21 protein-coding genes are annotated in these 19,184 nt (G+C 63.2%); 10 read left to right on the top strand and 11 right to left on the bottom strand.

Going from position 1 to position 19,184, the window contains the following annotated elements:
• Nucleotides 1-72: 72 nt before the first annotated feature.
• From ID574_RS35995 to ID574_RS35975, 5 genes are all read right to left on the bottom strand, one after another.
• A complete protein-coding gene (locus ID574_RS35995; RefSeq protein ID WP_188193442.1) occupies nucleotides 73-1,380 on the bottom strand; it encodes a phage major capsid protein in 1,308 nt (435 codons plus the stop codon).
• Between the two features lie 151 nt (nucleotides 1,381-1,531).
• Nucleotides 1,532-2,113, bottom strand: a complete 582-nt coding sequence (locus tag ID574_RS63015) for an HK97 family phage prohead protease (protein ID WP_188193441.1) — start codon at nucleotides 2,111-2,113, stop codon at nucleotides 1,532-1,534.
• Nucleotides 2,106-3,290 carry a phage portal protein gene (locus tag ID574_RS35985; protein WP_188193440.1) on the bottom strand — a complete coding sequence of 395 codons (1,185 nt, stop codon included), beginning with the start codon at nucleotides 3,288-3,290 and terminating at the stop codon, nucleotides 2,106-2,108. Before ID574_RS35985 ends, ID574_RS63015 begins: the two co-directional genes overlap by 8 nt.
• A gap of 159 nt (nucleotides 3,291-3,449) precedes the next feature.
• A complete protein-coding gene (locus ID574_RS35980; protein WP_188193439.1) occupies nucleotides 3,450-5,048 on the bottom strand; it encodes a terminase large subunit domain-containing protein in 1,599 nt (532 codons plus the stop codon).
• Nucleotides 5,038-5,478, bottom strand: a complete 441-nt coding sequence (locus ID574_RS35975; RefSeq protein ID WP_188193438.1) for a hypothetical protein — start codon at nucleotides 5,476-5,478, stop codon at nucleotides 5,038-5,040. The genes ID574_RS35980 and ID574_RS35975 overlap by 11 nt, the downstream gene beginning before the upstream one ends.
• A gap of 1,488 nt (nucleotides 5,479-6,966) precedes the next feature.
• Here ID574_RS35975 and ID574_RS35970 point away from each other — a divergent pair.
• The 5 genes from ID574_RS35970 to ID574_RS35950 all read left to right on the top strand — a co-directional run bounded on the left by ID574_RS35970 (nucleotide 6,967) and on the right by ID574_RS35950 (nucleotide 10,690).
• On the top strand, nucleotides 6,967-7,182 hold the full coding sequence (locus tag ID574_RS35970) for a hypothetical protein (RefSeq protein WP_188193437.1): 216 nt from the start codon (nucleotides 6,967-6,969) through the stop codon (nucleotides 7,180-7,182).
• Between the two features lie 217 nt (nucleotides 7,183-7,399).
• A complete protein-coding gene (locus tag ID574_RS35965) occupies nucleotides 7,400-8,332 on the top strand; it encodes a bifunctional DNA primase/polymerase (RefSeq protein ID WP_188193436.1) in 933 nt (310 codons plus the stop codon).
• Between the two features lie 77 nt (nucleotides 8,333-8,409).
• Entirely contained in the window at nucleotides 8,410-9,816 is a 1,407-nt protein-coding gene (locus tag ID574_RS35960; RefSeq protein WP_188193435.1) for a DNA primase family protein, read from the top strand.
• A 347-nt stretch (nucleotides 9,817-10,163) separates the two neighbouring features.
• Nucleotides 10,164-10,532: a hypothetical protein gene (locus ID574_RS35955; RefSeq protein WP_188193434.1), complete on the top strand. Its 369-nt coding sequence runs from the start codon at nucleotides 10,164-10,166 to the stop codon at nucleotides 10,530-10,532.
• The gene (locus ID574_RS35950; RefSeq protein WP_188193433.1) at nucleotides 10,529-10,690 is read left to right on the top strand and encodes a hypothetical protein; all 162 of its coding nucleotides are present in this window, start codon (nucleotides 10,529-10,531) and stop codon (nucleotides 10,688-10,690) included. The genes ID574_RS35955 and ID574_RS35950 overlap by 4 nt, the downstream gene beginning before the upstream one ends.
• A 187-nt stretch (nucleotides 10,691-10,877) precedes the next feature.
• On the opposite strand, the gene ID574_RS35945 is transcribed toward ID574_RS35950, so the two are convergent.
• A complete protein-coding gene (locus ID574_RS35945; RefSeq protein WP_188193432.1) occupies nucleotides 10,878-11,177 on the bottom strand; it encodes a hypothetical protein in 300 nt (99 codons plus the stop codon).
• Between the two features lie 84 nt (nucleotides 11,178-11,261).
• On the opposite strand from ID574_RS35945, the gene ID574_RS35940 reads away from it, so the two are divergent.
• On the top strand, nucleotides 11,262-11,507 hold the full coding sequence (locus ID574_RS35940; protein ID WP_223167417.1) for a GntR family transcriptional regulator: 246 nt from the start codon (nucleotides 11,262-11,264) through the stop codon (nucleotides 11,505-11,507).
• 63 nt (nucleotides 11,508-11,570) lie between these two features.
• A complete protein-coding gene (locus ID574_RS35935) occupies nucleotides 11,571-12,140 on the top strand; it encodes an ABC transporter permease (RefSeq protein WP_188193431.1) in 570 nt (189 codons plus the stop codon).
• On the opposite strand, the gene ID574_RS35930 is transcribed toward ID574_RS35935, so the two are convergent.
• The 4 genes from ID574_RS35930 to ID574_RS35915 all read right to left on the bottom strand — a co-directional run bounded on the left by ID574_RS35930 (nucleotide 12,094) and on the right by ID574_RS35915 (nucleotide 15,299).
• The gene (locus ID574_RS35930; RefSeq protein ID WP_188193430.1) at nucleotides 12,094-12,714 is read right to left on the bottom strand and encodes a TetR family transcriptional regulator; all 621 of its coding nucleotides are present in this window, start codon (nucleotides 12,712-12,714) and stop codon (nucleotides 12,094-12,096) included. The two genes, ID574_RS35935 and ID574_RS35930, sit on opposite strands and share 47 nt — an antisense overlap.
• Nucleotides 12,711-13,151 carry a hypothetical protein gene (locus tag ID574_RS35925; protein WP_188193429.1) on the bottom strand — a complete coding sequence of 147 codons (441 nt, stop codon included), beginning with the start codon at nucleotides 13,149-13,151 and terminating at the stop codon, nucleotides 12,711-12,713. Before ID574_RS35925 ends, ID574_RS35930 begins: the two co-directional genes overlap by 4 nt.
• Nucleotides 13,152-13,265: 114 nt before the next feature.
• Nucleotides 13,266-13,754 carry a DUF6069 family protein gene (locus ID574_RS35920; protein WP_188193428.1) on the bottom strand — a complete coding sequence of 163 codons (489 nt, stop codon included), beginning with the start codon at nucleotides 13,752-13,754 and terminating at the stop codon, nucleotides 13,266-13,268.
• A 30-nt stretch (nucleotides 13,755-13,784) separates the two neighbouring features.
• Nucleotides 13,785-15,299, bottom strand: a complete 1,515-nt coding sequence (locus tag ID574_RS35915) for an MFS transporter (RefSeq protein ID WP_223167416.1) — start codon at nucleotides 15,297-15,299, stop codon at nucleotides 13,785-13,787.
• Between the two features lie 299 nt (nucleotides 15,300-15,598).
• Between ID574_RS35915 and ID574_RS35910 the strand changes: the two genes are divergently transcribed.
• A complete protein-coding gene (locus tag ID574_RS35910) occupies nucleotides 15,599-15,955 on the top strand; it encodes a response regulator (protein WP_223167415.1) in 357 nt (118 codons plus the stop codon).
• On the opposite strand, the gene ID574_RS35905 is transcribed toward ID574_RS35910, so the two are convergent.
• Nucleotides 15,933-16,586 (bottom strand): response regulator, encoded by a 654-nt coding sequence (locus ID574_RS35905; protein WP_188193427.1) that lies wholly within the window; start codon nucleotides 16,584-16,586, stop codon nucleotides 15,933-15,935. The two genes, ID574_RS35910 and ID574_RS35905, sit on opposite strands and share 23 nt — an antisense overlap.
• Before the next feature lie 45 nt (nucleotides 16,587-16,631).
• Here ID574_RS35905 and ID574_RS35900 point away from each other — a divergent pair, with 45 nt between their 5' ends.
• Both ID574_RS35900 and ID574_RS35895 read left to right on the top strand, forming a co-directional pair.
• Nucleotides 16,632-18,062 (top strand): CHASE3 domain-containing protein, encoded by a 1,431-nt coding sequence (locus tag ID574_RS35900; RefSeq protein WP_223167414.1) that lies wholly within the window; start codon nucleotides 16,632-16,634, stop codon nucleotides 18,060-18,062.
• 111 nt (nucleotides 18,063-18,173) lie between these two features.
• Nucleotides 18,174-19,142 (top strand): PrsW family intramembrane metalloprotease, encoded by a 969-nt coding sequence (locus ID574_RS35895; protein ID WP_223167413.1) that lies wholly within the window; start codon nucleotides 18,174-18,176, stop codon nucleotides 19,140-19,142.
• Nucleotides 19,143-19,184 lie beyond the last annotated feature (42 nt).

The following is a 19,184-nucleotide window of genomic DNA, read 5'->3' as shown; positions in this document are numbered from 1 at the left end:
CATCGCGGGTATCGGTCGCATCAATTTTCAGATCCTCTTTGAGGTCTGAAAGTCCAGGAGGCCATGCCATGATTAGGCCGCCGTGATCTGAACGCGCTTAGCGGACTTACCGGCCTGCCGGACAATGACCGCCGTGTATCCCCAGATACCGAGAACCACGGATTCCGGTCCGGCAACCTCCTCGAATCGGAATCGCAGAGTATTCGACTCGAACAGAACCGTGTCGGCAGCCCGGAACGCCACATACGATTCCGGGTACGCCGTCGGAATACCGTCAGTGGCGATAACCGCCAGACCTTCGATAATTCCGTCAGTAGCGACCGACCCGACACCGGCCACATTAACCGCCTGACCGACACCCGGATTGACGATAAGCGGACGACCGTCAGCATCACGGAGCTTCAGGAACTTACCGTACCGGGTGACATTCATAGCCAGAATGTCAGCGGGACGCTTCCGAGCATTCCGAACCGCAATTGCGGCATCGACCACGGAATTGAGAACGGCACTGGCAGGGGTCCAGTTCGATGCCTCAAGGGCGAACGTGGTAACGGGAGCGCCAGCGGCCGTAATCAGAGCGGAACCGATCTTGGCTTCCAGCTTGTCGTCATAAACGTCAAGCAGGTCACCATAAATGAGCTGGTCGATTGCCGGAGACGACATATCGATCATTTGCCGGGAAACGGTCTGCTTACCAGCGGTGGGCTTTGGCGTGACAACGTCAACGTCAGAATCCCAGGCGTCCGCTCCACCAACGGCATTGTTTTCTGCCACCTGCTCGGCAACAACGGCGTCGGTGCCCGCGATTTGCTTCGGAAGGGTAATAGGCCGAGGGTCATCGCCCAGCGGGATATTACGAACGGCGGAAGCAAGGCGGCGACCCTGGCGAGCCAGAAGCTCGAATTCCTCGGTCAGCCATTTCGGAGGAACAACACCGGGGCCATGAGAGCCCGTAGTGAGCGCACGCTGGTGCTCGGTGAGTCGCCGAGTGGCTTCCTCGTCTTGGTGAGTACGGGACCGGTAAAGGTCACCGAAGAACGAATGCCGACCACCGTCCTTTTCTGAACGGTAATGCCCAGGGTCGCGCTCCTGGGCCTTGATTCCCAGCGCTCGATTCTGGACAGCCGGCCCACCATTCGCATCCCTATTATCAGGAACGCGGGCAGCCAGATCCGAGACCTTCCGATTCCGGGTCTCGATTTCGGTGAGGTCTTCAATCTGGGAATACAGCTTCTTAGCCGTCTCCCCCTGCTCGGTGACAGACCGAAGTTCATCCTCGGTCAGGTCACGGCCTTCCTCAGCAGCACGGGTTTGCAGACCTTCAATGCTGCTCTGAATGCTGGAGTACTGCTCACGCAGTCTCTTCAGGTACGGATTCACTTCTGACCCCTTTTGTGGTCACGAGGATTGGCTTTCTCCTGCGAGTGACCGAGGGGTCGCGTATTCGCAAATGTCGGGTGCCTGCGTCCGGCGGATTAGCAGGGGTGCGACGAACGAATACCGAGGTGTCGGTATCGTGCTGGGTATTCAGTTATTCCATAGGGAGCACAGGCAGATTCGCGAGGATCTGACGTGCCCTTTCGAGGTTGTTTCGGCTATGCGAACACGTAGGGCATTCCGGGTATTCCTCCTGGGAGGAACGGACGGCAGCGACAGCGGCCAATTCCCCATACGCGCCCTGCATTACTACGGCGACTTCCCGGAGGGTTGCGGTAACCCGCTCAATCACTCCTCCGGCTAGACGTCGATTCTGGCGCTCCCTAAAGCCAATGCTGAGCTGATGCAGAGCTCCGTCCTTCACCAGCTCAAGCGTTTCATCGCCGGTAGGCGTCTTGCTCACTCGCCATTCTCCGTATAGCCCAGCGGCATCATCTCGGAGCATTAGCGTGCGACCAATCAGGGCTCCACCGAGGGGCACGTGTTCCCGAGCAAAGGGAATCCTGTGAGCGGCACGAATCTGATTGTTGAATGCTCCTCGGGCAAACTGCTCGACGAGCTGTGAGTCGATTCGCTGGGCTTTGCCATACGGAACCGCGATTCCCACAATGGTTCGCCCGTCCCCACCGGAGCGGACTTCCAGGTCCGGCGTGAATGAGCGGTATAGGTCAGTCATTCTCGCTGTCCTCCTCCGCGAATGGGTCTACATCCACCGGCTTTTCTGGCAGTGGCGGACGGTCTTCCAGCTCCCTGATTTCATCGACGGTTAGGAAGTTGTTCTCAAGGGCAATTTTGTGTGCTTGGTATCTCGTGAGCGTGTCGGCCCGCAGGATGGCATCCAGATTCGCCTGAACCCAGGTGCCCCGAGGGAATGCCATAGAAAGGGTCTGCTCGAATCGGGCTAGGTGGCCACCGAGCGTAAACTTGATGAGGTTTACGGCTTCCTGCTCGACATTGGTATACGTACGGTTCGACTGTTCAACGCCAAGGAAGGAAAGGGGAACACCGAAGATAAGTCCAAGCTCGTGGAGGGTGAATTTACGCGCCTCCACGAGCTGGAGTTCCTCGGGATTCCAAGCAAGCGGCTGGAATTCAGTTGAGGCATTCAGAACGGCAATGGTTCGGTCCCGCTGAGCCGCGAGCCACCCAGCTTTAAGCTCTGTAGCTTCAGGCTGGGTCAGGTCCGGATTCATCGACTTCAGAACGCCCGTAGGAACGCCGTGCTGGGAGAGATTCCTAGCCTGCCGATTCTGTTCGTGGCCCAGCGAGAGGGTATTCAAATGTGCCTCCAGAACCCCGATTCCCCGAAGGGAGCCAGGCGCACACGGACCCTTAATGTGAAGCACATCATTGGGGGTCATGCCCTTCAGCCGGCCAACCGCATACTCAATGGAGCCGACCGGCAGAGTGGAGAAATCCCCCTCGGGTACGCGCCGAACCTGAACCATTTCGGCAGGCACCGGCAAAACCGCCGTGGGATAGCCCTCCGCATTCCGCGCGGCAATCAGGCCGATGGCGTTCCCGTGCCAAAGCAGGTCCAGGCCCCAGCTCGAAAAGGTGGTCATCCGAGTGTCGGGGGGAGCTGGTTGCTGAAGCAGGGGAGGCGTCGGCTCAATCTTCTCCACCGGATTCCCAGCACGCTGCCGGTAGGCATTCCACGGGACAGAGCCCAGGAGGTCAGCAATCAGGTTCGCTGCCCTCCAGGCCCCAGGGAGGTTCATTCCTCCCCGGTAGATGTCATGGGGCCAATCGGGGGCGATGTTATCGACAATGACGAACTGGTCGCTGACACCGGTCACGGTGTCCTTGATGGTGATTTCCTTCGACCGATTAATCAGTCTCCCCAGACCCATCGAGGTAACCCCCTTCCTTAAGCGTGCCGAGCATGAGCGTCATTGCTCCGCTGAGAATTAGAGACCAGGCAGGCCCAGCGAGGAGATAAACCCCGTAGACAATGCCCAACGCACCGAGGAGCTGAAGGCCCACCGGCCACGCCTTAGCAAGCCTTTCCATCAAAACACCTGACTCCTCGGGAGTTCCTTTTCCTTGGCTGGGGGTGCCTGCCCACTGGCGAATACGGCACCGGCCAACGCTGGGCAGGCGTCGATTCGCCTTTTGTTCCTGCCCTTTCGCAGCGTCCAACCACGGTCGGTGGAATGGGGAGCAGCGGAAGCGATTTGGTCAGCGAAATCAGGCGCGCCATCATGAATCAGAATCTGGTCAACGATGAGCCGGTAAGTCCTCGAATAGGCCAGGATCATGTTTCGGCCCTGTTGCGGCATTCTGAAGATAGGGAGCCCTTCTGCCTCCAATGTCGGCAGCGTTGGCCACCAAGCCTCATCGGCAGCAATCCATTGAACTTGGTATGTGGAGCAAATGAGCCGAAGGTAATCGTCAACCTCTTCCTGGTCGATGAGCCCGTCATTGGGAAACCAGATTCGAGCGGACGCCTGGTATTTGCCGTCTGGCCTTATCTGGACAATGACCACGGCGGCACTGTCCCTTTTAAGGGCCATGTCGGCACCGACCCATGTAGGCCAGGAAGGATTGAATTGCACTTCCCCCTTGCACGCATCCCAGGCCCCCGCAGGAAGCCAGCTTTCGTCAGTCGGCACCCACAGATTCCAGAAATACCGCTTGGCTCGAAACAGAGGCATCGACTTGAACCGAGCGACGAGGCGCTTAATGTCCGCCACGCCTGATGCTGCAAGGGGATTCGCCTGAATGACTCCCTGGGCAATCCCCTCGTCGCTGCTCGCGTCCAAATCCTCGGAAGCGCACATGTAGAGGAAGAGTTCATCATCGGAGAACTCACCGCGTTGCCCGCGTGCGAATTCCCGCCCAAACATGGTGTTCATGTCATTACCGGCGGTCGAGAAAAGCGCGACCAGAGAATCAGCGCGCTTAGCCGTACCACCGGCAGCTACATCGTAGGCGTTTTCTTGCTTCTCAGAGGTCAGCTCGTGAGCCTCGTCAATGATGAGAGTGCTTGCCTTAGTACCGTCGGCCTTCTTCACCGTGGCTGGGATTCGACGGGCCTTCCCGCGTTCCCCTTTCAGCTCGACAACGCCTTTCATGGCAACGGCGTATTGAGCCAAAGGCCCAACGCTGAAGGTGACCCTCATTTCATCGAGAATCAGGTCAGCCTGTTCGTAGGAGCTGGCCATAATGATGACCTCAGGGCTATTCCTACGAACCGCCTTTGGGGTGCCGTCTTTCTTCCAGCCACCGAATACGCTTGGCCCAGCGAGGTCCACATTGCCGACCCAGCCACCGATAGGGCTTTTACCAGAACCCTTGCCCAGCGAGATTAGAGCGAAGCGAAACCGGCGTGAGCCATCATCGCGAATCTCATAGAGCTTCCAAAGCAGGGCACGTTGCCAGGGCTCGATTGCCACCGGCTTTCCGTACCGGTCACCTTCACCAAAGACACAGGTCTTTTCGATCCAGGAACACACCTGAGGGCCGAGGGTACGTCTCTTATCGGGAATGGGTCCATTAGCTCGTGTCAGCGCATTCAGGAATGAAAGAGGGACGTCCTTAATCCAAGGCATCTCGACAACGGCCAGAGGATCGTTGGACGCAATAAAGGAGCCGTAGTTAATCCTCATCGTCGTACCCCGAATCATCGAGGAATCCGTCTAGCCCAGCGGACTGCTTTTGTCCGGCAAGCAGCGCCAGACCAAGCGCGAGACGTGCACGCGGCGACAGGCCCAGCGCGTTTTCCTGCATTCGGATTTCAGAGTTCAGCCGAATCCGAACGTTGGCCAGCTTGGGATCAGCATTCCCGCTGCGCGCATATACCTCTGCCAGTGCGCGCAACTCGAAAAGCCTACGCATCGCGGGCAGATCCGATACCGGGTCAATCACACGAGCAATAGGTGACGTCCAGGCCCCCACCCAATCCTGCTGAAGAGTCTCGGAAAGCCCAGGAGGTGGCTCAGGAACCTCGGAAATATCCAATCCGGCGTCAGAACTGCCCAGAACGGCGGGTACATTCCCGTAGCCGATTCTGTCACCATCCTGCTTGATTCCCGACATGCGAAAGCCACCTCCCTTCCATGGGGCCATTCGGGGAAAGACCATAGACGAAAAAATTTGGGAGGGACTCGGATCCCCCTCTGATCAATTCGCCTGGGAAAAACTGGAATTCATCGCCTCAAGGACTGTGATTGCGCCTGCTGGTGCTCGACCTGTTGCAATCCACTGTTCGAGGGTCTTATTGCCTTTGCTGAAGTTGCAGGGGCCGCATGCTGCGACGAGATATGTGTTCGGGTCATTGGGATCTACGTGATCAACGGTTAATCCTTCATTGCCGCAGTATTGGCAGATGCCTTTGTCACGTTGCAATACAGCAAGCCTGATGTTCGCCCAATTCCCTCGGTACTTTGAACGGTCGCGTTCTGGTCTGTATCGGGATTGTGCTGGGGGATGGATGGGGCAACGCCCGTCAACAATCACGCCGCACACTGGGCATGGTCGGTAGGGCATTGCACCTTCCCCTTTTCCCTCACTCATCCTGGGCTTGGCCAGCCACCGCAATTCTTATCGTTGTGATCCGCGCATGGATTCGGTGTGGGTAGAGCAGGCGTATTAGGGGATGGTGATTCAGGTTCGGGAATGGGTTCAGGAATGGGCTCACGCTGAGCCTTTGGCCGAGGGGATTCCGAGGAGTCCGGGGATTCCTCTATCAACCTGGTCTTTGTCACCGTGGGTTGCGGTCGAGGATTCCTAGTCCTACTCAGATTCCTCGGATTCCCCTCCACCCTGGATTCCCTAGCTTCAGCCTCCCGGTATTCCGGGCCGGAACGTGAAGGGGAACGCCTGGGCCTGTATTCGTCTTGCGTTGCGGAGGGAGAAGGAATGACCGTGGTCTCGGATTTCGGCAGGGGTGCATTCGGCAGGGGTGCATTTCCGAGGACCAATCCGCCACCAAATCCCGCGAGGCAGGTAATCAGGCACGCAGCCCAGATTTGCCAGGATCGGGGGGTCGTCATTCCTTCTCCCAATTCAGGGGCTCTGAGCTTTTCCTGGGCCTCTCTGAGTCCTGCCCTGGTGCCTGACTCCTCGGGCCTCTCTACGCCTCTCCTGGGGCCACTCAGCTTCATCTGTGGCGCTACCTGGGAGGACTGCTCAGTTTGACTTTCCATGTCCTTGTAACTACACTCATGGTACATCACGAAACGATAACAGTCAACTTGATCAACTCGCATCTATAGCGTAGACAGAACAATTCAGAAATACCTTTGAACGCCTTCTCTTAAGGCACTCACATTTCGTTCCACCCGAGTGCCCATTTCCAAGAGGAGGCGTTTTTCTATGGGCGCAATGCAAGCCCTCGTTGATGAGGTGTTGAGCGAAGCTCCACCTCTTTCCCCAAGGCAAATCTCCATCCTCCGCAGGCTTTTCGAGGGGGTGGTTCCCGATGGGTCAGCAGATCCAGAAACCAAAGCCTAAACCCAGGCCCAGCGCGCCCGACATTGATAAGCGATCCCCGAGCGGAAAACCCACTACCCATTAGGGAACCCCATGGATCTGAACGAGGTATTCACCAGCTCTGGCAGTCCATTCACGGAAACCCTCACGGCTTATCGGGTCACTCCGCGAATGAACACCCACATAACGAATGTCAGCACCTTCTACGGCCTGGCCAAGTCAGAGGTTGTCCGCTACTGCCTGGCCTACGCCCTCGAAAACGTCGATTGGGCACAGGTGGTCAGAGAGAAATTGGAAGGACTCCAATGATTCGCATCGGCAAGGGTGAAATCAAGCAGGCTTACGTCTCGGAACTCCGCATGGATAAGGGCCGAAGGAATCGATGGCTCATCGTGCCCCAATGCCCACAATGCTGGACCTATACGGTTCTCGCCGTTAAGACCAGCGACCGAGGCAAGGACGTATTGGCGAAAGGCCGATGCGGACACCGTTTCTGGGTAAACGTCGCCGGAGGTCTCAGGTGGGAATGAGCTTCAGCGAAATGAGGGAAAGGGAGCTGGCCCTTGCTCGGGAATTCATCGCCAACGGCGTTCCCGTGTTCGTCGCCAGGCCCGCACCGAGGAGTTCCGATCGGGAATTCTACTTCCCGAAGGGCTGGCCTGAAATCGAGCCAGACCTTTCCGTCCTGGACGAATGGCGACCTGGCTATGCCGTCTGTGCCGTGACCGGAGTTCGATTCGACGTAATCGACGTAGACCCCAGGAACGGAGGAGACGAGAGTTTCCGAATGCTGCGGGACGTGGCCAGGGCTGCTCCCCCAATTCGAGGAATCGTCTCGACGCCTAGCGGGGGGCAGCATTACTACGTCAATCAATCTGGGCTCAGGAAGTTCAGCCCGTGGCATGGCATCGACATTCAAGCCGGACGTGGGTTCGTCTATATCCCGCCGACGATTCGGGTGTCCAAGACAACGGGCCAACGTAAGCCGTACATCCTGAGCCGGCCCATCGATTGGGATGCCCTCGACCAACTATCGGACGAAACCGAGTTCGACCAATTCACTATCTGGAGCGATGTCCTTCTTAGGACCTACCAGAAGATTCACGTCAACGATGAAACGCCCGTGGGCCGCAACTGGGTGGGAAGAGAACTCACCTCTGACGAGGAATTCGAGAACTTCCAGCGACTCACGCACATCTGCATGAAAATCAAGGAAGCCCCCTATGGGAAGCACGACGTAACTCTCTATACGCACGCTAGGGCGATAGGTGGCCTGATTACCGGCTCTGGGCTCGACGAACGTCTAGCCAGAGAAATGCTGAAGGCAACCGCCTGGACCTGGGTTAGGGACGAAAAAGACCTCCGTTGGATCGAATACAAAATCAGCAGATCAATCGAGATCGGGAAGCAATCCCCGATCACAATCCATGACTGGCACAGCTCTGATCTGGAGGTCTGATTTTGGCCAGTAATCCAATCACCGAGGAGGCCCAGGGGCAGCGCCTCGAATCCAGGGCTGAGGAGGTTCTTTCCCTCATGTCAGGAGTCACCTCCCAACCAATCAGCCAGTACGGATTCACCGACGACGGCAATGCCGTTGGCTTTGTAGCCGAATACAAGGATCAGATTCTCTACGTTCCCGAAATCGACTCATGGCGACGTTGGGACGGAAAGCGGTGGGTGAATGATGGCCCATCGGGTGCCCTCCATTTCGCCCGTAAGTTCGTCCGTTCGTGGCCCTCGGAGAACGACCACGACAGGAAACGCCAACGGATGCACCTGAACATTCAGAAGCTTCTGGCAATCGTCACGCTGGCTAAGTCTGATCCTGAAATGCAGAAGGCCGCGACCGATTTCGACCCTGACCCCTACCTTCTCAATACGCCCAGTGGCGTGCTCGACCTAAAGAATCTGACGCTACTTCCTCATGACAGGAACTATCTCCTCACCCGGATTACGAGCGTTGGGGTAATCCCCCGGAATCCGGAGGAGGATGAATGGGCTGGCATGCCCGAGTTCCAGAAGTTCATGCAATTCATCGCCAACAACGATCCTGACCTTATCAAGTACCTGAAGAACCTCTTTGGCCTTTGCCTGATCGGAGAAGTACGTGAGCACATCCTTCCTTTCTTCTACGGGGAGGGTGGCAACGGCAAGGGAACTCTCATTGAACTCATGCTTGGAATCCTCGGGACCGTGAGCGGAATGAACTATGCCGTTTGCCTGAAGGAAGGATTCCTTACCAACGTTGATACCTCGACCACATTCGAGCTTTCCACTCTGTTTGGTGCCCGTCTGGCGATTCACCCTGAAACTCGGGAAGGTTCCCGATTCAATGAGGCTCGACTCAAGCAAGTCACTGGCGGCGACAGTATCAATGCGGCTTTCAAGCACAAGGATGAATTCACTTTCAAACCGACTCATCAAATGATTCTCCAGGGCAACCATCGCCCAGATGTGGCGTATGGCGGTTACGGCTTTAAGCGACGCTTCAGAGAGATCCCATTCGATAATCAGGTATCCGAGGACAACATGGATACCGAACTCAAATCCAAGCTCCTCATGGAAGGCGAGCGAATCCTTTGGTGGATGGCCGAGGGTGCGAAGGAATACCTCGACGCCGGGAAGATGCCGCCATGCCAGCGTATTAGGGAACGGACCGAGGAATACGCCGAGTCAGAGGATAAGTACCAGGCATTTCTTGAGGAATGCTGTGAGGCTGGTGCCGACTTCCGCATAAACGCGACCGATCTCTACAAGGCATACGTGGAGCACACCAGCGACACCGGTACAAAGCCAACCGTTTTCGGCAAGCAGATTGCCAATCCTCCCAATCAGCCGGCGAAGCGTTCACTCAATGGAATTCCCATCACCAAAATAAAGTCCAACGGCACCATGGTTTATACCGGCATCAAGCTCAAGGATCGGCTGCACCTCGGGTAGCTCGACGCTGGACCCTCCCCAGGCCCAGGGAGGGTCATGGGGAGGGTTTAGGGAGAGTCTCAGGGAGGGCAAAAGGGCCTCTGACCTGGGATAGGGAGGGTAGGGAGGGTTCGCCGGAGAATCTCCCCCTACCCCCTGTACGAGGGTAAAAGATATATCGGCAGGGGGCCTAAGGGCCTACTTTCCGGAAACAACCCTCCCTACCCTCCCTAAGAAGGTATATCCCCAGGTCAGGGCAGGGAGAGTTGCATCTCAAACCCTCCCCCGAACCCTCCCTAAAGCCCTCCCTCCCTCCCCCCCTGGGCCGGGCGGCCCGTTGATCTTCATGGAAAGGAGGTCATCGCGAAATGCCTATTGTCCGCGTCGTTGTTGTGGGCGACGAGGAGGCCGCTTTTATCTACGCTCCGTTTGAAGCCAAAGAACTAATCAAGACCTATACGAGGAACTGGGTTCCTTCTGAGAAGGCTTGGCTAATCTGTGGTGTCGCGAATCTCCTCGGATTGGTGGACCTCCTACAATCCGAGGGATACAAGGTATTCGTCCAGAATCCACCGAACCCATTTCACGGCCTATTCCTATACCTCCCCCCGAGCCTGCACGACAAGGTATATCGCGCGCTATCAAAGGTCCTTCACCCTGATCTCGGGGGGACAGACAAACTCATGAAGGATTTGAACGTAGCGCGAGATCAGTACAAGGAAGGAACTAAGCAATGAGCCTTGAAGAGGCGAGGCAGGCCAAGGAAAAGTCGCAGGCCGACCTTAGAAGGATCACGGCGCTGGGCCAGGAGGTTACCAAGTTGGCCGAAACGCTCAAGGAAGCACGGGAGGCAATCCTCAACCACAAATTCCTTGCTGAGCCTACGTCGGAGTAAAAGAGAGGAAGCCCCTACCTATGGCCTATGCGGTAGGGGCTTCCATTCTTCTCTCGGATTCATTTGTCCTCACCTCCTTGGGTGCCCCGCTGGGCAGCCTCCTAGGTCTGGCGAGGTGGTGATTCCCTCAGGCTCCCTTTACTGACGCATTCGGATGAATGCTCCCGAGGGAATCACCGCCGGTAGCTCACGAGAGCACCGGGTCTTGGGACGGTCGGTCAATCCGACCGAGGTCCTTAACCTTCTTCGGGTTTTGCGGGTATCCGACGTCCCACATTTCGACGGTCCCGTATGCGAGTTCTTTCCCTCTGATGGCTCCTCGGACGAATGTCCAGGCTTCCTCGTGTTCCGGCGTGCCGAATACCTCGGTGGGAAGGGTGCTCCCTGGGTCGGCGTAGACCTTCGCCAGGTAGCAGAACAGTTCGTGGGGTGCGATCGCTACCTTGATCCCACCCAGGTTTACCAGGATGTTCCGGGGTTTGGTCATGCATCGCATAGTAACCCTGCATAGCTTGGAATGCCTAGAGAGCCTCTATAGTCAACAAGCCTTGTGATTCCTAGCGTGCTTTGAGTGATCGAATGGAAGCCCGACATTCCTCGCTGGCGGCAGGTGTACGAGATTCTTCTCGAACGGATCGAAAACGGGACATACCCGCCTGGCTCCAAGATTCCTGGAATCCTCCAGCTCCAGGAGGAGTTCGGGATTGCCACGGCGACGTCTCAGAAGGTATTGCACCAGCTCAGAGCGGATGGATTGACCGAGACTCACGCCGGAATGGGGACGTTCGTCCGGGGTCGTCCGGATTCCAAGGAATGACGAGGCGCTGGGACGTGTTTTCCCAGCTCAGAGGCCAGATTCCTGGGGTACCTCTTAGGCAACGTGTTGTCGATCGCGTTCCTGGAGGACATCTGGTCGCGCAACCTGCTCAACGTGCAGGTCAGCCCGCTGTCCAGTGTCGAATACCTGGCCGGGCTGGTGCTGTTCTCTCTGGGGAAGGTGGCCTTCGCCGTCGCCGTGATGGCCGGGCTCGCGCTCGGCCTCTACGGGTTCGGGGTGACGAGCCTCGGGGTGGGGCTGGTGCCGTTCATGGGCGTGCTGCTCGTGCTCGGCTGGTCACTGGGCTTGATCGGCATCGCGGCGGTGCTCAGGTTCGGAGAGAACGCCCAGGTCGTCGCCTGGTCGCTGGTGTTCGTGGTGCAGCCGCTGGCCGGGATCTTCTACCCGGTCTCCGTGCTGCCCGCGCCGCTGCAGACCGTGGCCTGGTTCCTGCCGGCCTCGCACGTGTTCGAGGGCATGCGCACGGTTCTGGGCGGCGGCGCGGTGCCGTGGGACCGGCTCGCATGGGCGGCCGGGCTCAACGTGGCCTATCTGGCGGCGACCCTGGGGCTGTTCGCGTGGGCGCTCAGGTACGCCCGGCGGCATGGGAAGCTCTCCCGCTTCGGGGAGTGAGCCCGGGGTCGAGCGCCGCCGCGATCACGTCGACCAGGCCCTCCACCACCTCCGCCCGGTCCACCTCGGGGTGCTCCAGCCACCAGTCGCCGGTGGTCTGCACCATGCCGACGAACGCGTGCCCGAGCACCTGCGCCCGCACCGGGTCGGCCACCACCCGCTCGGCGGCCAGCACGCCGCCCAGCTCCTCGCCCAGGCTGCGCACCAGCGAGGTCATGCGGGAGCGGATCCTGGTGTCCTCGGCGCTGGCCCGGTGGAACAGGAACCGGTAGAGGTTGAGGTTGGCCGCGATCAGGTCGAGGTAGGCGCCGATGGTCGCCCTGGCCCGGCCGCGCAGATCGGCGCCGGCCTCGGCGAACCTGGGGCGCAGCTGGGCGATCACCGTGCGCACGTGCCGGTCGGCCAGTGCCTCGTACAGGCCGCTCTTGTCGCCGAAGTGCCGGTAGAGGATCGGCTTGGTGACGCCGGCCGCGGCCGCGATGGCGGCCATCGACACGTCCGGGCCCTCGCTGGAGATGACCCGGTCCGCGGCGTCCAGCAGCGCCCTGCGCCGACCCGGGTCTCGTCCGCTCACCCGCTCAGGATAGATCGCCAACGGGCGGGCAGCAGCGCCGAGAGCACCAGCAGGGCCCCGATGAGCGTGTAGAGGCCGGTCACGCCGGCCAGCGTGCCGGGCGGCTCGGCCAGCTCCGCCCGCGGCAGCCCGTCCCACGGCAGGCCGGACCACGGGAGGGAGGCCGCCACGTTCACCGCGGCCTCGGCGTCGAGGGCGAACAGCATGCCCGCCGACGTCAGCGGCACCCCGCAGGCCAGGGCCGCGGCCGGCCACGCGGCCAGGACGGCGACGATCATCGCCACCGCCGCCAGGCATCCCAGTCCGGCCGGGGCCGGGCCCGCCTCGGCCGCGCCCGCCCGCAGGGCCTTGGCTCCGGCCTCCGTCAGGTAGTAGACGGGCAGGAGTGCGGCCAGGCCGGCGGCGGCCCCCATCAGAAGACGACTCTCACGGGTCACACCGGCTTCGTCCCCGCCTGCCTCGCCTGTTACGCGTGGGACTACGCGGGATACTTCCGCGCGGGGCCTCGTCGATCTGCCGGGGCATCGGCCGCAGGCGATCGCGGCCGACGGTCAGGGCCAGGGGGAATCCGCTCGGCCAGCCGCCGCGCGCCGCAGTGCGCTGCGGGCCACGCCGGACAGCAGCGAGATCAGCGCGATCCCCACGGCGAGGTTGACGGTGGCGGCGGTGATCTGGCTGGCCGGCAGGGCGTCCCGGGTGAAGGGGGCGATGGCCGCCGCCAGGGTCCCCAGCGCGGTGATCCAGGCGAAGAACGTGAACGGGCTGGGTGCCGCGATGAGCAGCAGGTGCAGCAGCGCCGTGGCCGCGAAGGCCGTCGCGGCGGCGCACACCGCGTAGGTGACGGTGGTGGAGTCGCCGAAGACCCCGGCGCGTTCGGGGGCCAGCACCGGGATGCCCAGCACTCCGCGGGTGAACAGCACGCCGACGAGCACGATGAGCGCCGCCACCAGGGCGGTGGCCGCGCCCCCGGTCCACAGCAGCCGCGCGTCCGGCCGGACGGGCGCGGGGGCGTCGTCGAGGGCGTGGGTGGAGTCAGGCATGGTCATCACCTTGGTCCTTCAGCAGCCGGGCTAGGAGCGGCGGCGCGGGGAGAAGGTCGTCGTGGCACCCGCCGCGCGGGGCACGGCCGTGCTGGGGACCGCGGACAGCGGGCGGGCGATCGCCTCCAGCGGCAGGCGTTCGGCGCGGACCCCGAGCAGGATCTCCACGACGCCGCCGACGACCATGACCGCGCCGCCGACGAGGTAGCCGGCGAACAGCCGGGACGGGTCGGCGCCGGTGCCGATGAGGTGGCCGTACAGCACGGGGCCGATCGCGCCGAAGCACTGCGCGATGGCGAAGAACACCGCGATCGCCTGGGCGCGCACCTCGAGCGGGAAGATCTCGCTCACCGACAGGTAGGCGGAGCTGGCGCCGGCCGACGCGAAGAAGAAGATCACGCACCAGGCCGCGGTCTGGGTGGCCGCGGTCAGGACGCCTTGGTCGAAGAGGACGGCGGTGATCGCGAGGAGCACGCCGGACAGGATGTAGGTGCCGGCGATCATCTGCTTGCGGCCCACGCTGTCGAACAGCCGGCCGATGGTGAGAGGGCCGAGCAGGTTCCCCGCCGCGAACCCGATCAGGTAGATCGGCGCGTCGGTCGCGCGCACCCCGTAGAAATGGGTCAGCACCAGCGCGTACGTGAAGAAGATCGCGTTGTACAGGAACGACTGCGTGATCATCAAGGTGGCGCCGAGCACCGACCGCCGCCAGTGATCGACGAACAGCACCCGCAGCAGGGCGCGATAGCCGACCCGCTCCGGCCTTACCTCGATCGCGCGGCTGTCGTCCACGGGCTCCAGGGTGCCGGGGGAGCCTTGCCGCACCTCGATGGCGGCCATGGCGCGCTCCGCCTCGGCCGCGCGGCCGTGCATGAGCAGCCAGCGTGGGCTCTCCGGCAGGTTGCGCCGCACGTACACCACGACGACGGCCAGGACGGGACCGAGCAGGAACGCCAGCCGCCAGCCGATCTCCGGGGACACCGCGTGCAGCAGAGCCAGCGTGCCCAGCGTGCCGAGGATGGCGCCGGCCCAGTACGTCCCGTTGACGCCGATGTCGACCTGGCCCCGGTAGCGCGCCGGGATCATCTCGTCGATCGCCGAGTTGATCGCGGCGTACTCGCCGCCGATGCCCATGCCCGCGATGAAGCGGGTGGCGAACAGGTAGATGATCCAGCCGGTGCCGTGACCCAACGTGAACGCGGTCAGACCGCTGCCGGCCAGGTACACCAGCAAGGTCACGGTGAACAGATTGCGGCGGCCCAGCCGGTCCGACAGCCGGCCGAAGACCAGGGCGCCGACCACCTCACCGACGAGGTACACGGTCGCGATGGCCCCGACGGCGGTCGCCGACAGGTCGAGGGTGTCCGGCTGGCTCAGCACTCCGGTCACCGAACTGGCAATAGTGATCTCCAGGCCGTCGAGCACCCATGCGACGCCGAGCGCCACGACGAGCCGCGTGTGAAAGGGCGTCCACGCCAGTCGGTCCAGTCGCGCCGGAATCAGGCTGCGGATCACCCCGGACGAAGTGCCGGCCATCGCTCCCATGCTGCGGCTCCTCCCGGATCGCGGCGATCGTCTTCCCGGTCGCCTGCAGTCATCAATCCCAGCAACAGGAGGAGAGGCAGTCGTCAGCGTCAGCGCCCAATCGCACTACCGGCCAGCGGTAATCCTGCGATGGCGGCTAACGTGACCAGGCCTGCCTTCCGGCTCCGGTCCCCAGGCCCGGCCACCGCCGCGGCGAGGTCGCCGCACCGGTGGCGCGCGGCTCATTCCCGGTGGCACAGACGACGAGCTTCCAGCTAGCGGGAATGTCCGGCGCCTGACGCGGCTGGCAGCCTGGGGTCGTGGAATTGCGCTGCCTGATCGTCGATGACAGCCGGCGGTTCATGGACGCCGCGCGCCGACTGCTGGAGCTGCAGGACGTGCGGGTCGTCGGCGTGGCCACGACCGGCGCCGAGGCGGAGTCCCTGGCCTCGGCACTGCGGCCGGACGTGGCGCTGGTCGACGTCGGGCTGGGCGAGGAGAGCGGCTTCGACGTGGCGGGCCGGCTGGACGACGTCCCGGTCATCATGATCTCCACCCGGGACGCGGCCGACCTGGACCAGCTGGTCGAGGAGAGCCCGGCCATCGGCTTCCTGCCCAAGTCGGGGCTGTCCGGGCCGGCCATCCGGCAGGTGCTCAGCGAGCCTCGAGGAACCTGAGAACGGCCAGCACCCGGCGGTGGTCGTCGTCGGTCTCGGCCAGCCCGAGCTTGGTGAGAATGCTGCGCACGTGCTTCTCCACCGTGCCCTCGGTCACCCACAGCCGCCGGGCGATGCCCGCGTTGGAGCGGCCCTCGGCCATCAGCGACAGCACCTCGCGCTCCCTGGCGCTGAGCACGTCGAGGGGATCGTCACGGCGCCGGGCCGACACCAGCTCCTGGACCAGCGCCGGATCCACGACCGAGCCGCCCTTGGCGATCCGCCGCGCCGTGTCGACGAACTCCTCCACGTCGGTCACCCGGCTCTTGAGCAGGTAACCGATCCCACGGCCGCTGGCCAGCAGCTGCATGGCGTGCTCGGCGTCGGCGTGCGCCGACAGCACCAGGATGCCGATCTCGGGATGCTCCTCGCGGATCTGCGCGGCCGCCTGCAGCCCCTCCAGGGTGTTGGTCGGCGGCATCCGGATGTCCACGATGGCGAGCTCCGGCCGCTTCTCGCGTACCAGGGCCAGCAACTGCCCGGCGTCGCCGGCCTGGCCGATCACCTCCAGACCTGAACGCTGCAGGAGGCTGGCGAGCCCCTCGCGCAGCAGAACGTCATCGTCAGCGAGAACCACCTGCGTACCGGACATGCAGGCATTATCCCGACCTCATCACTGTGTCGGTACACTCCGGGAATGTTCCTTGGCCGGTCACGCCGACCAGCTGGCGACGTCGGCCGCGGTCTGACCGTGCGCACGGTGGCGGCCGGAGCCGTGCTCGCGCTGATCGTGGGCGGGGCCTTCGCGGTGCTGCTGGCCTCGATCGCCGACCTGCGCGACGTCCGGCTTCGCGAGCAGCGCTCCGCGGAGGTCCTGACCATGGCCAACCGGCTGGAACGCCTGATCATCGACATGGAGACGGGCCAGCGCGGCTTCGCCCTCACCGGCCAGGAGGATTTCCTCCGGCCCTGGCGCGAGGCCGTCGCGGCCTTTCCCGGCCAGGCGAGCGCGCTGGAGCGGCTCGTGGCCGGCGTCCCCGCCGAGCGCGCCCGGGCCCGGACGATCGCCGCGGCCGGCACCTCCTACATCGACGACTACTCCGTCCCCCTGGTGGAGGCCATACGTCGCGACCCGGCCAGGGCGCGCACGGCGGAGATCGCCGAGGGCGAGCGCCGCGTGGACGCGATGCGCGCGGACTTCGACGCGCTGGTCGCCACCGCGTTGTCGATGGTCCGGACGGAGCAGCGGCAATCCGAGGCCGCGGCACACCGCGCGAGCGCCGTGGGAGTGTCGGGCCTGATCGCGTCGGTCGCCCTGATCGGCGCCTACTCCGGCTACATCACCCGTGCGGTGGTGGTTCCGGTACGGCGGGTGGCCGGGGCCACCCGGAGGCTGGCGGACGGCGATCTCCAGGCCCGCGTGCCCGAGAGCGGCGCCGGCGAGGTGGGCGTGCTGGAACACGGCTTCAACACGATGGCGGTCACCCTCGCCCGGCAGCGGGCGGAGCTGGCCGCCTCCCGCTCACGCGTCGTCACCTCCGCCGACCAGGCCCGCCGCCGCATCGAACGCGACCTGCACGACGGCATCCAGCAGCGGCTGGTCTCGCTCGTGCTGGACGTGCGGGCCGCCCAGGCCAGGCTGCCGCCCGACCGGCCCGAGCTCGCCGAGCCGCTCGACCGGCTGGCCGAGGGGCTGGGCGAGGCGGTCGACGAACTGCGCGAGATCTCCCGGGGCATCCATCCGGCGATCCTGAGCGAGGCCGGGCTGGGCCCGGCGTTGAAGACCCTGGCCCGCCGCAGCGCCGTACCGGTGGAGCTGGAGCTGGACGTACCCGGCCGGCTGCCCGAACCGGTGGAGGTGGCCGCCTACTACGTGGTCTCCGAAGCGCTCACGAACACGGCCAAGCACGCCCACGCCACGACCGTGACCGTGCGGGCGCACCTGGCGGACGGCATGCTGCGGCTGCACGTGGGCGACGACGGCGTGGGCGGCGCCTCGACGGGCGAGGGCTCCGGGCTGCTCGGGCTCGCCGACCGCGTCGAGGCGCTCGGCGGCACGATCACGCTGGTCAGCCCGCCCGGCGAGGGCACCGCGCTCAGCGCCGAGCTGCCGGTCGCCGGCGGCTGACCGGACGCCGGGATTCCAGCCAGCAGGTAGCCGGAATGGCCGCTGGCCAGGACGACAGCGACGGCCTGCAGCGCACATCCTGGGCGGGAAGCCTCCCGGAAGGAGCCTGCGGTGCAGTCATTGTCGATCCCCCCTGCCGACCTCGTGCCCCACCCTTCGATCGGACGGCCGCGTTCCGGCCCGAGCTGGATCCGGATCTTCCTCGGCGGGTCGGTGCTGTGGGTGGCGACCGTGGTCGTCACGTTCGTCACCGGCAACACGAATCTGGTCCCGACGATCATCCTGGTCGGCAGCTTCCTGGTCCCGGTCACGTTCGTCGCCTTCGCGTTCCGGCACGGCGACGCCGTGATCACCGCCCAGCGCGTCTTCACCGCGTTCGTGTACGGCGGCGTGCTGGGCGTCCTGGGCGCCTCGCTCCTGGAGTCGGCGTTCCTGACGCACGCGTCGGGCTGGGCCTACCCTGCCGTCGGCCTGATCGAGGAGGGCGTCAAGCTGGCCGCGTTGTGGCTGGTCGCCCGGCGCCTGCCCTTCTACACCGCGCGCGACGGCATGGTGCTCGGCGCGGCCGTGGGCTTCGGCTTCGCCGCGCTCGAGAGCGCCGGATACGCCTTCAACGCGCTGTTCACCTCCCGCGGCCTGTCGCTGCTCAACCTGGTCGAGACCGAGGCTCTGCGCGCGGTGCTCGCCCCCGTCGGGCACGGGCTGTGGACCGCGCTGCTGGGCGGCGTCCTGTTCGCGACCGCCGCACGCAGCCCGAACGGACGGCCCCGGCCGCGGACGGAGCTGCTCGGCTGGTACATCGCGGTGGTCCTTCTGCACGCCCTCTGGGACGCCTCGCAGGTCATCGCGGTGTGGCTGACGCTGCTCCTGACCGGCACGCAGGACCAGTGGGCGTCGATCGCCCGGCTGGGCGAGCTGCCCGGCGTCACCCAGGCGCAGGTGCACGCGTTCACCATGCTGAGCTGGGGCCTGCTCGCCGTGGACGGGCTGATCGGGCTGACCCTGCTCCTGCTGCGGTGGATCCCCCTCCGGCGCGCCCGGGCGACGGCGCCGGTCCTGCCGCCGAGGACCATGTGGTGACGGCGTCCCGCCGCGCCGGGTCACCCACGCGCTCGTCGAACG

This window comes from Nonomuraea sp. SYSU D8015 (assembly GCF_008065375.1).
Lineage (GTDB): Bacteria > Actinomycetota > Actinomycetes > Streptosporangiales > Streptosporangiaceae > Nonomuraea.
This window is presented reverse-complemented; position numbering and strand designations above follow the sequence as displayed.

Excerpts from the sequence above, each read along its gene's own strand:
- ID574_RS35905 (WP_188193427.1), bottom strand. The coding sequence starts at position 16,586 with ATGTCCGGTACGCAGGTGGTTCTCGCTGACGATGACGTTCTGCTGCGC.
- ID574_RS35900 (WP_223167414.1), top strand. The coding sequence starts at position 16,632 with ATGTTCCTTGGCCGGTCACGCCGACCAGCTGGCGACGTCGGCCGCGGT.
- ID574_RS35955 (WP_188193434.1), top strand. The coding sequence starts at position 10,164 with ATGCCTATTGTCCGCGTCGTTGTTGTGGGCGACGAGGAGGCCGCTTTT.
- ID574_RS35980 (WP_188193439.1), bottom strand. The coding sequence starts at position 5,048 with ATGAGGATTAACTACGGCTCCTTTATTGCGTCCAACGATCCTCTGGCC.
- ID574_RS35975 (WP_188193438.1), bottom strand. The coding sequence starts at position 5,478 with ATGTCGGGAATCAAGCAGGATGGTGACAGAATCGGCTACGGGAATGTA.
- ID574_RS35915 (WP_223167416.1), bottom strand. The coding sequence starts at position 15,299 with ATGGGAGCGATGGCCGGCACTTCGTCCGGGGTGATCCGCAGCCTGATT.
- ID574_RS63015 (WP_188193441.1), bottom strand. The coding sequence starts at position 2,113 with ATGACTGACCTATACCGCTCATTCACGCCGGACCTGGAAGTCCGCTCC.
- ID574_RS35970 (WP_188193437.1), top strand. The coding sequence starts at position 6,967 with ATGGATCTGAACGAGGTATTCACCAGCTCTGGCAGTCCATTCACGGAA.
- ID574_RS35950 (WP_188193433.1), top strand. The coding sequence starts at position 10,529 with ATGAGCCTTGAAGAGGCGAGGCAGGCCAAGGAAAAGTCGCAGGCCGAC.
- ID574_RS35945 (WP_188193432.1), bottom strand. The coding sequence starts at position 11,177 with ATGACCAAACCCCGGAACATCCTGGTAAACCTGGGTGGGATCAAGGTA.
- ID574_RS35920 (WP_188193428.1), bottom strand. The coding sequence starts at position 13,754 with ATGCCTGACTCCACCCACGCCCTCGACGACGCCCCCGCGCCCGTCCGG.
- ID574_RS35965 (WP_188193436.1), top strand. The coding sequence starts at position 7,400 with ATGAGCTTCAGCGAAATGAGGGAAAGGGAGCTGGCCCTTGCTCGGGAA.
- ID574_RS35985 (WP_188193440.1), bottom strand. The coding sequence starts at position 3,290 with ATGGGTCTGGGGAGACTGATTAATCGGTCGAAGGAAATCACCATCAAG.
- ID574_RS35960 (WP_188193435.1), top strand. The coding sequence starts at position 8,410 with ATGTCAGGAGTCACCTCCCAACCAATCAGCCAGTACGGATTCACCGAC.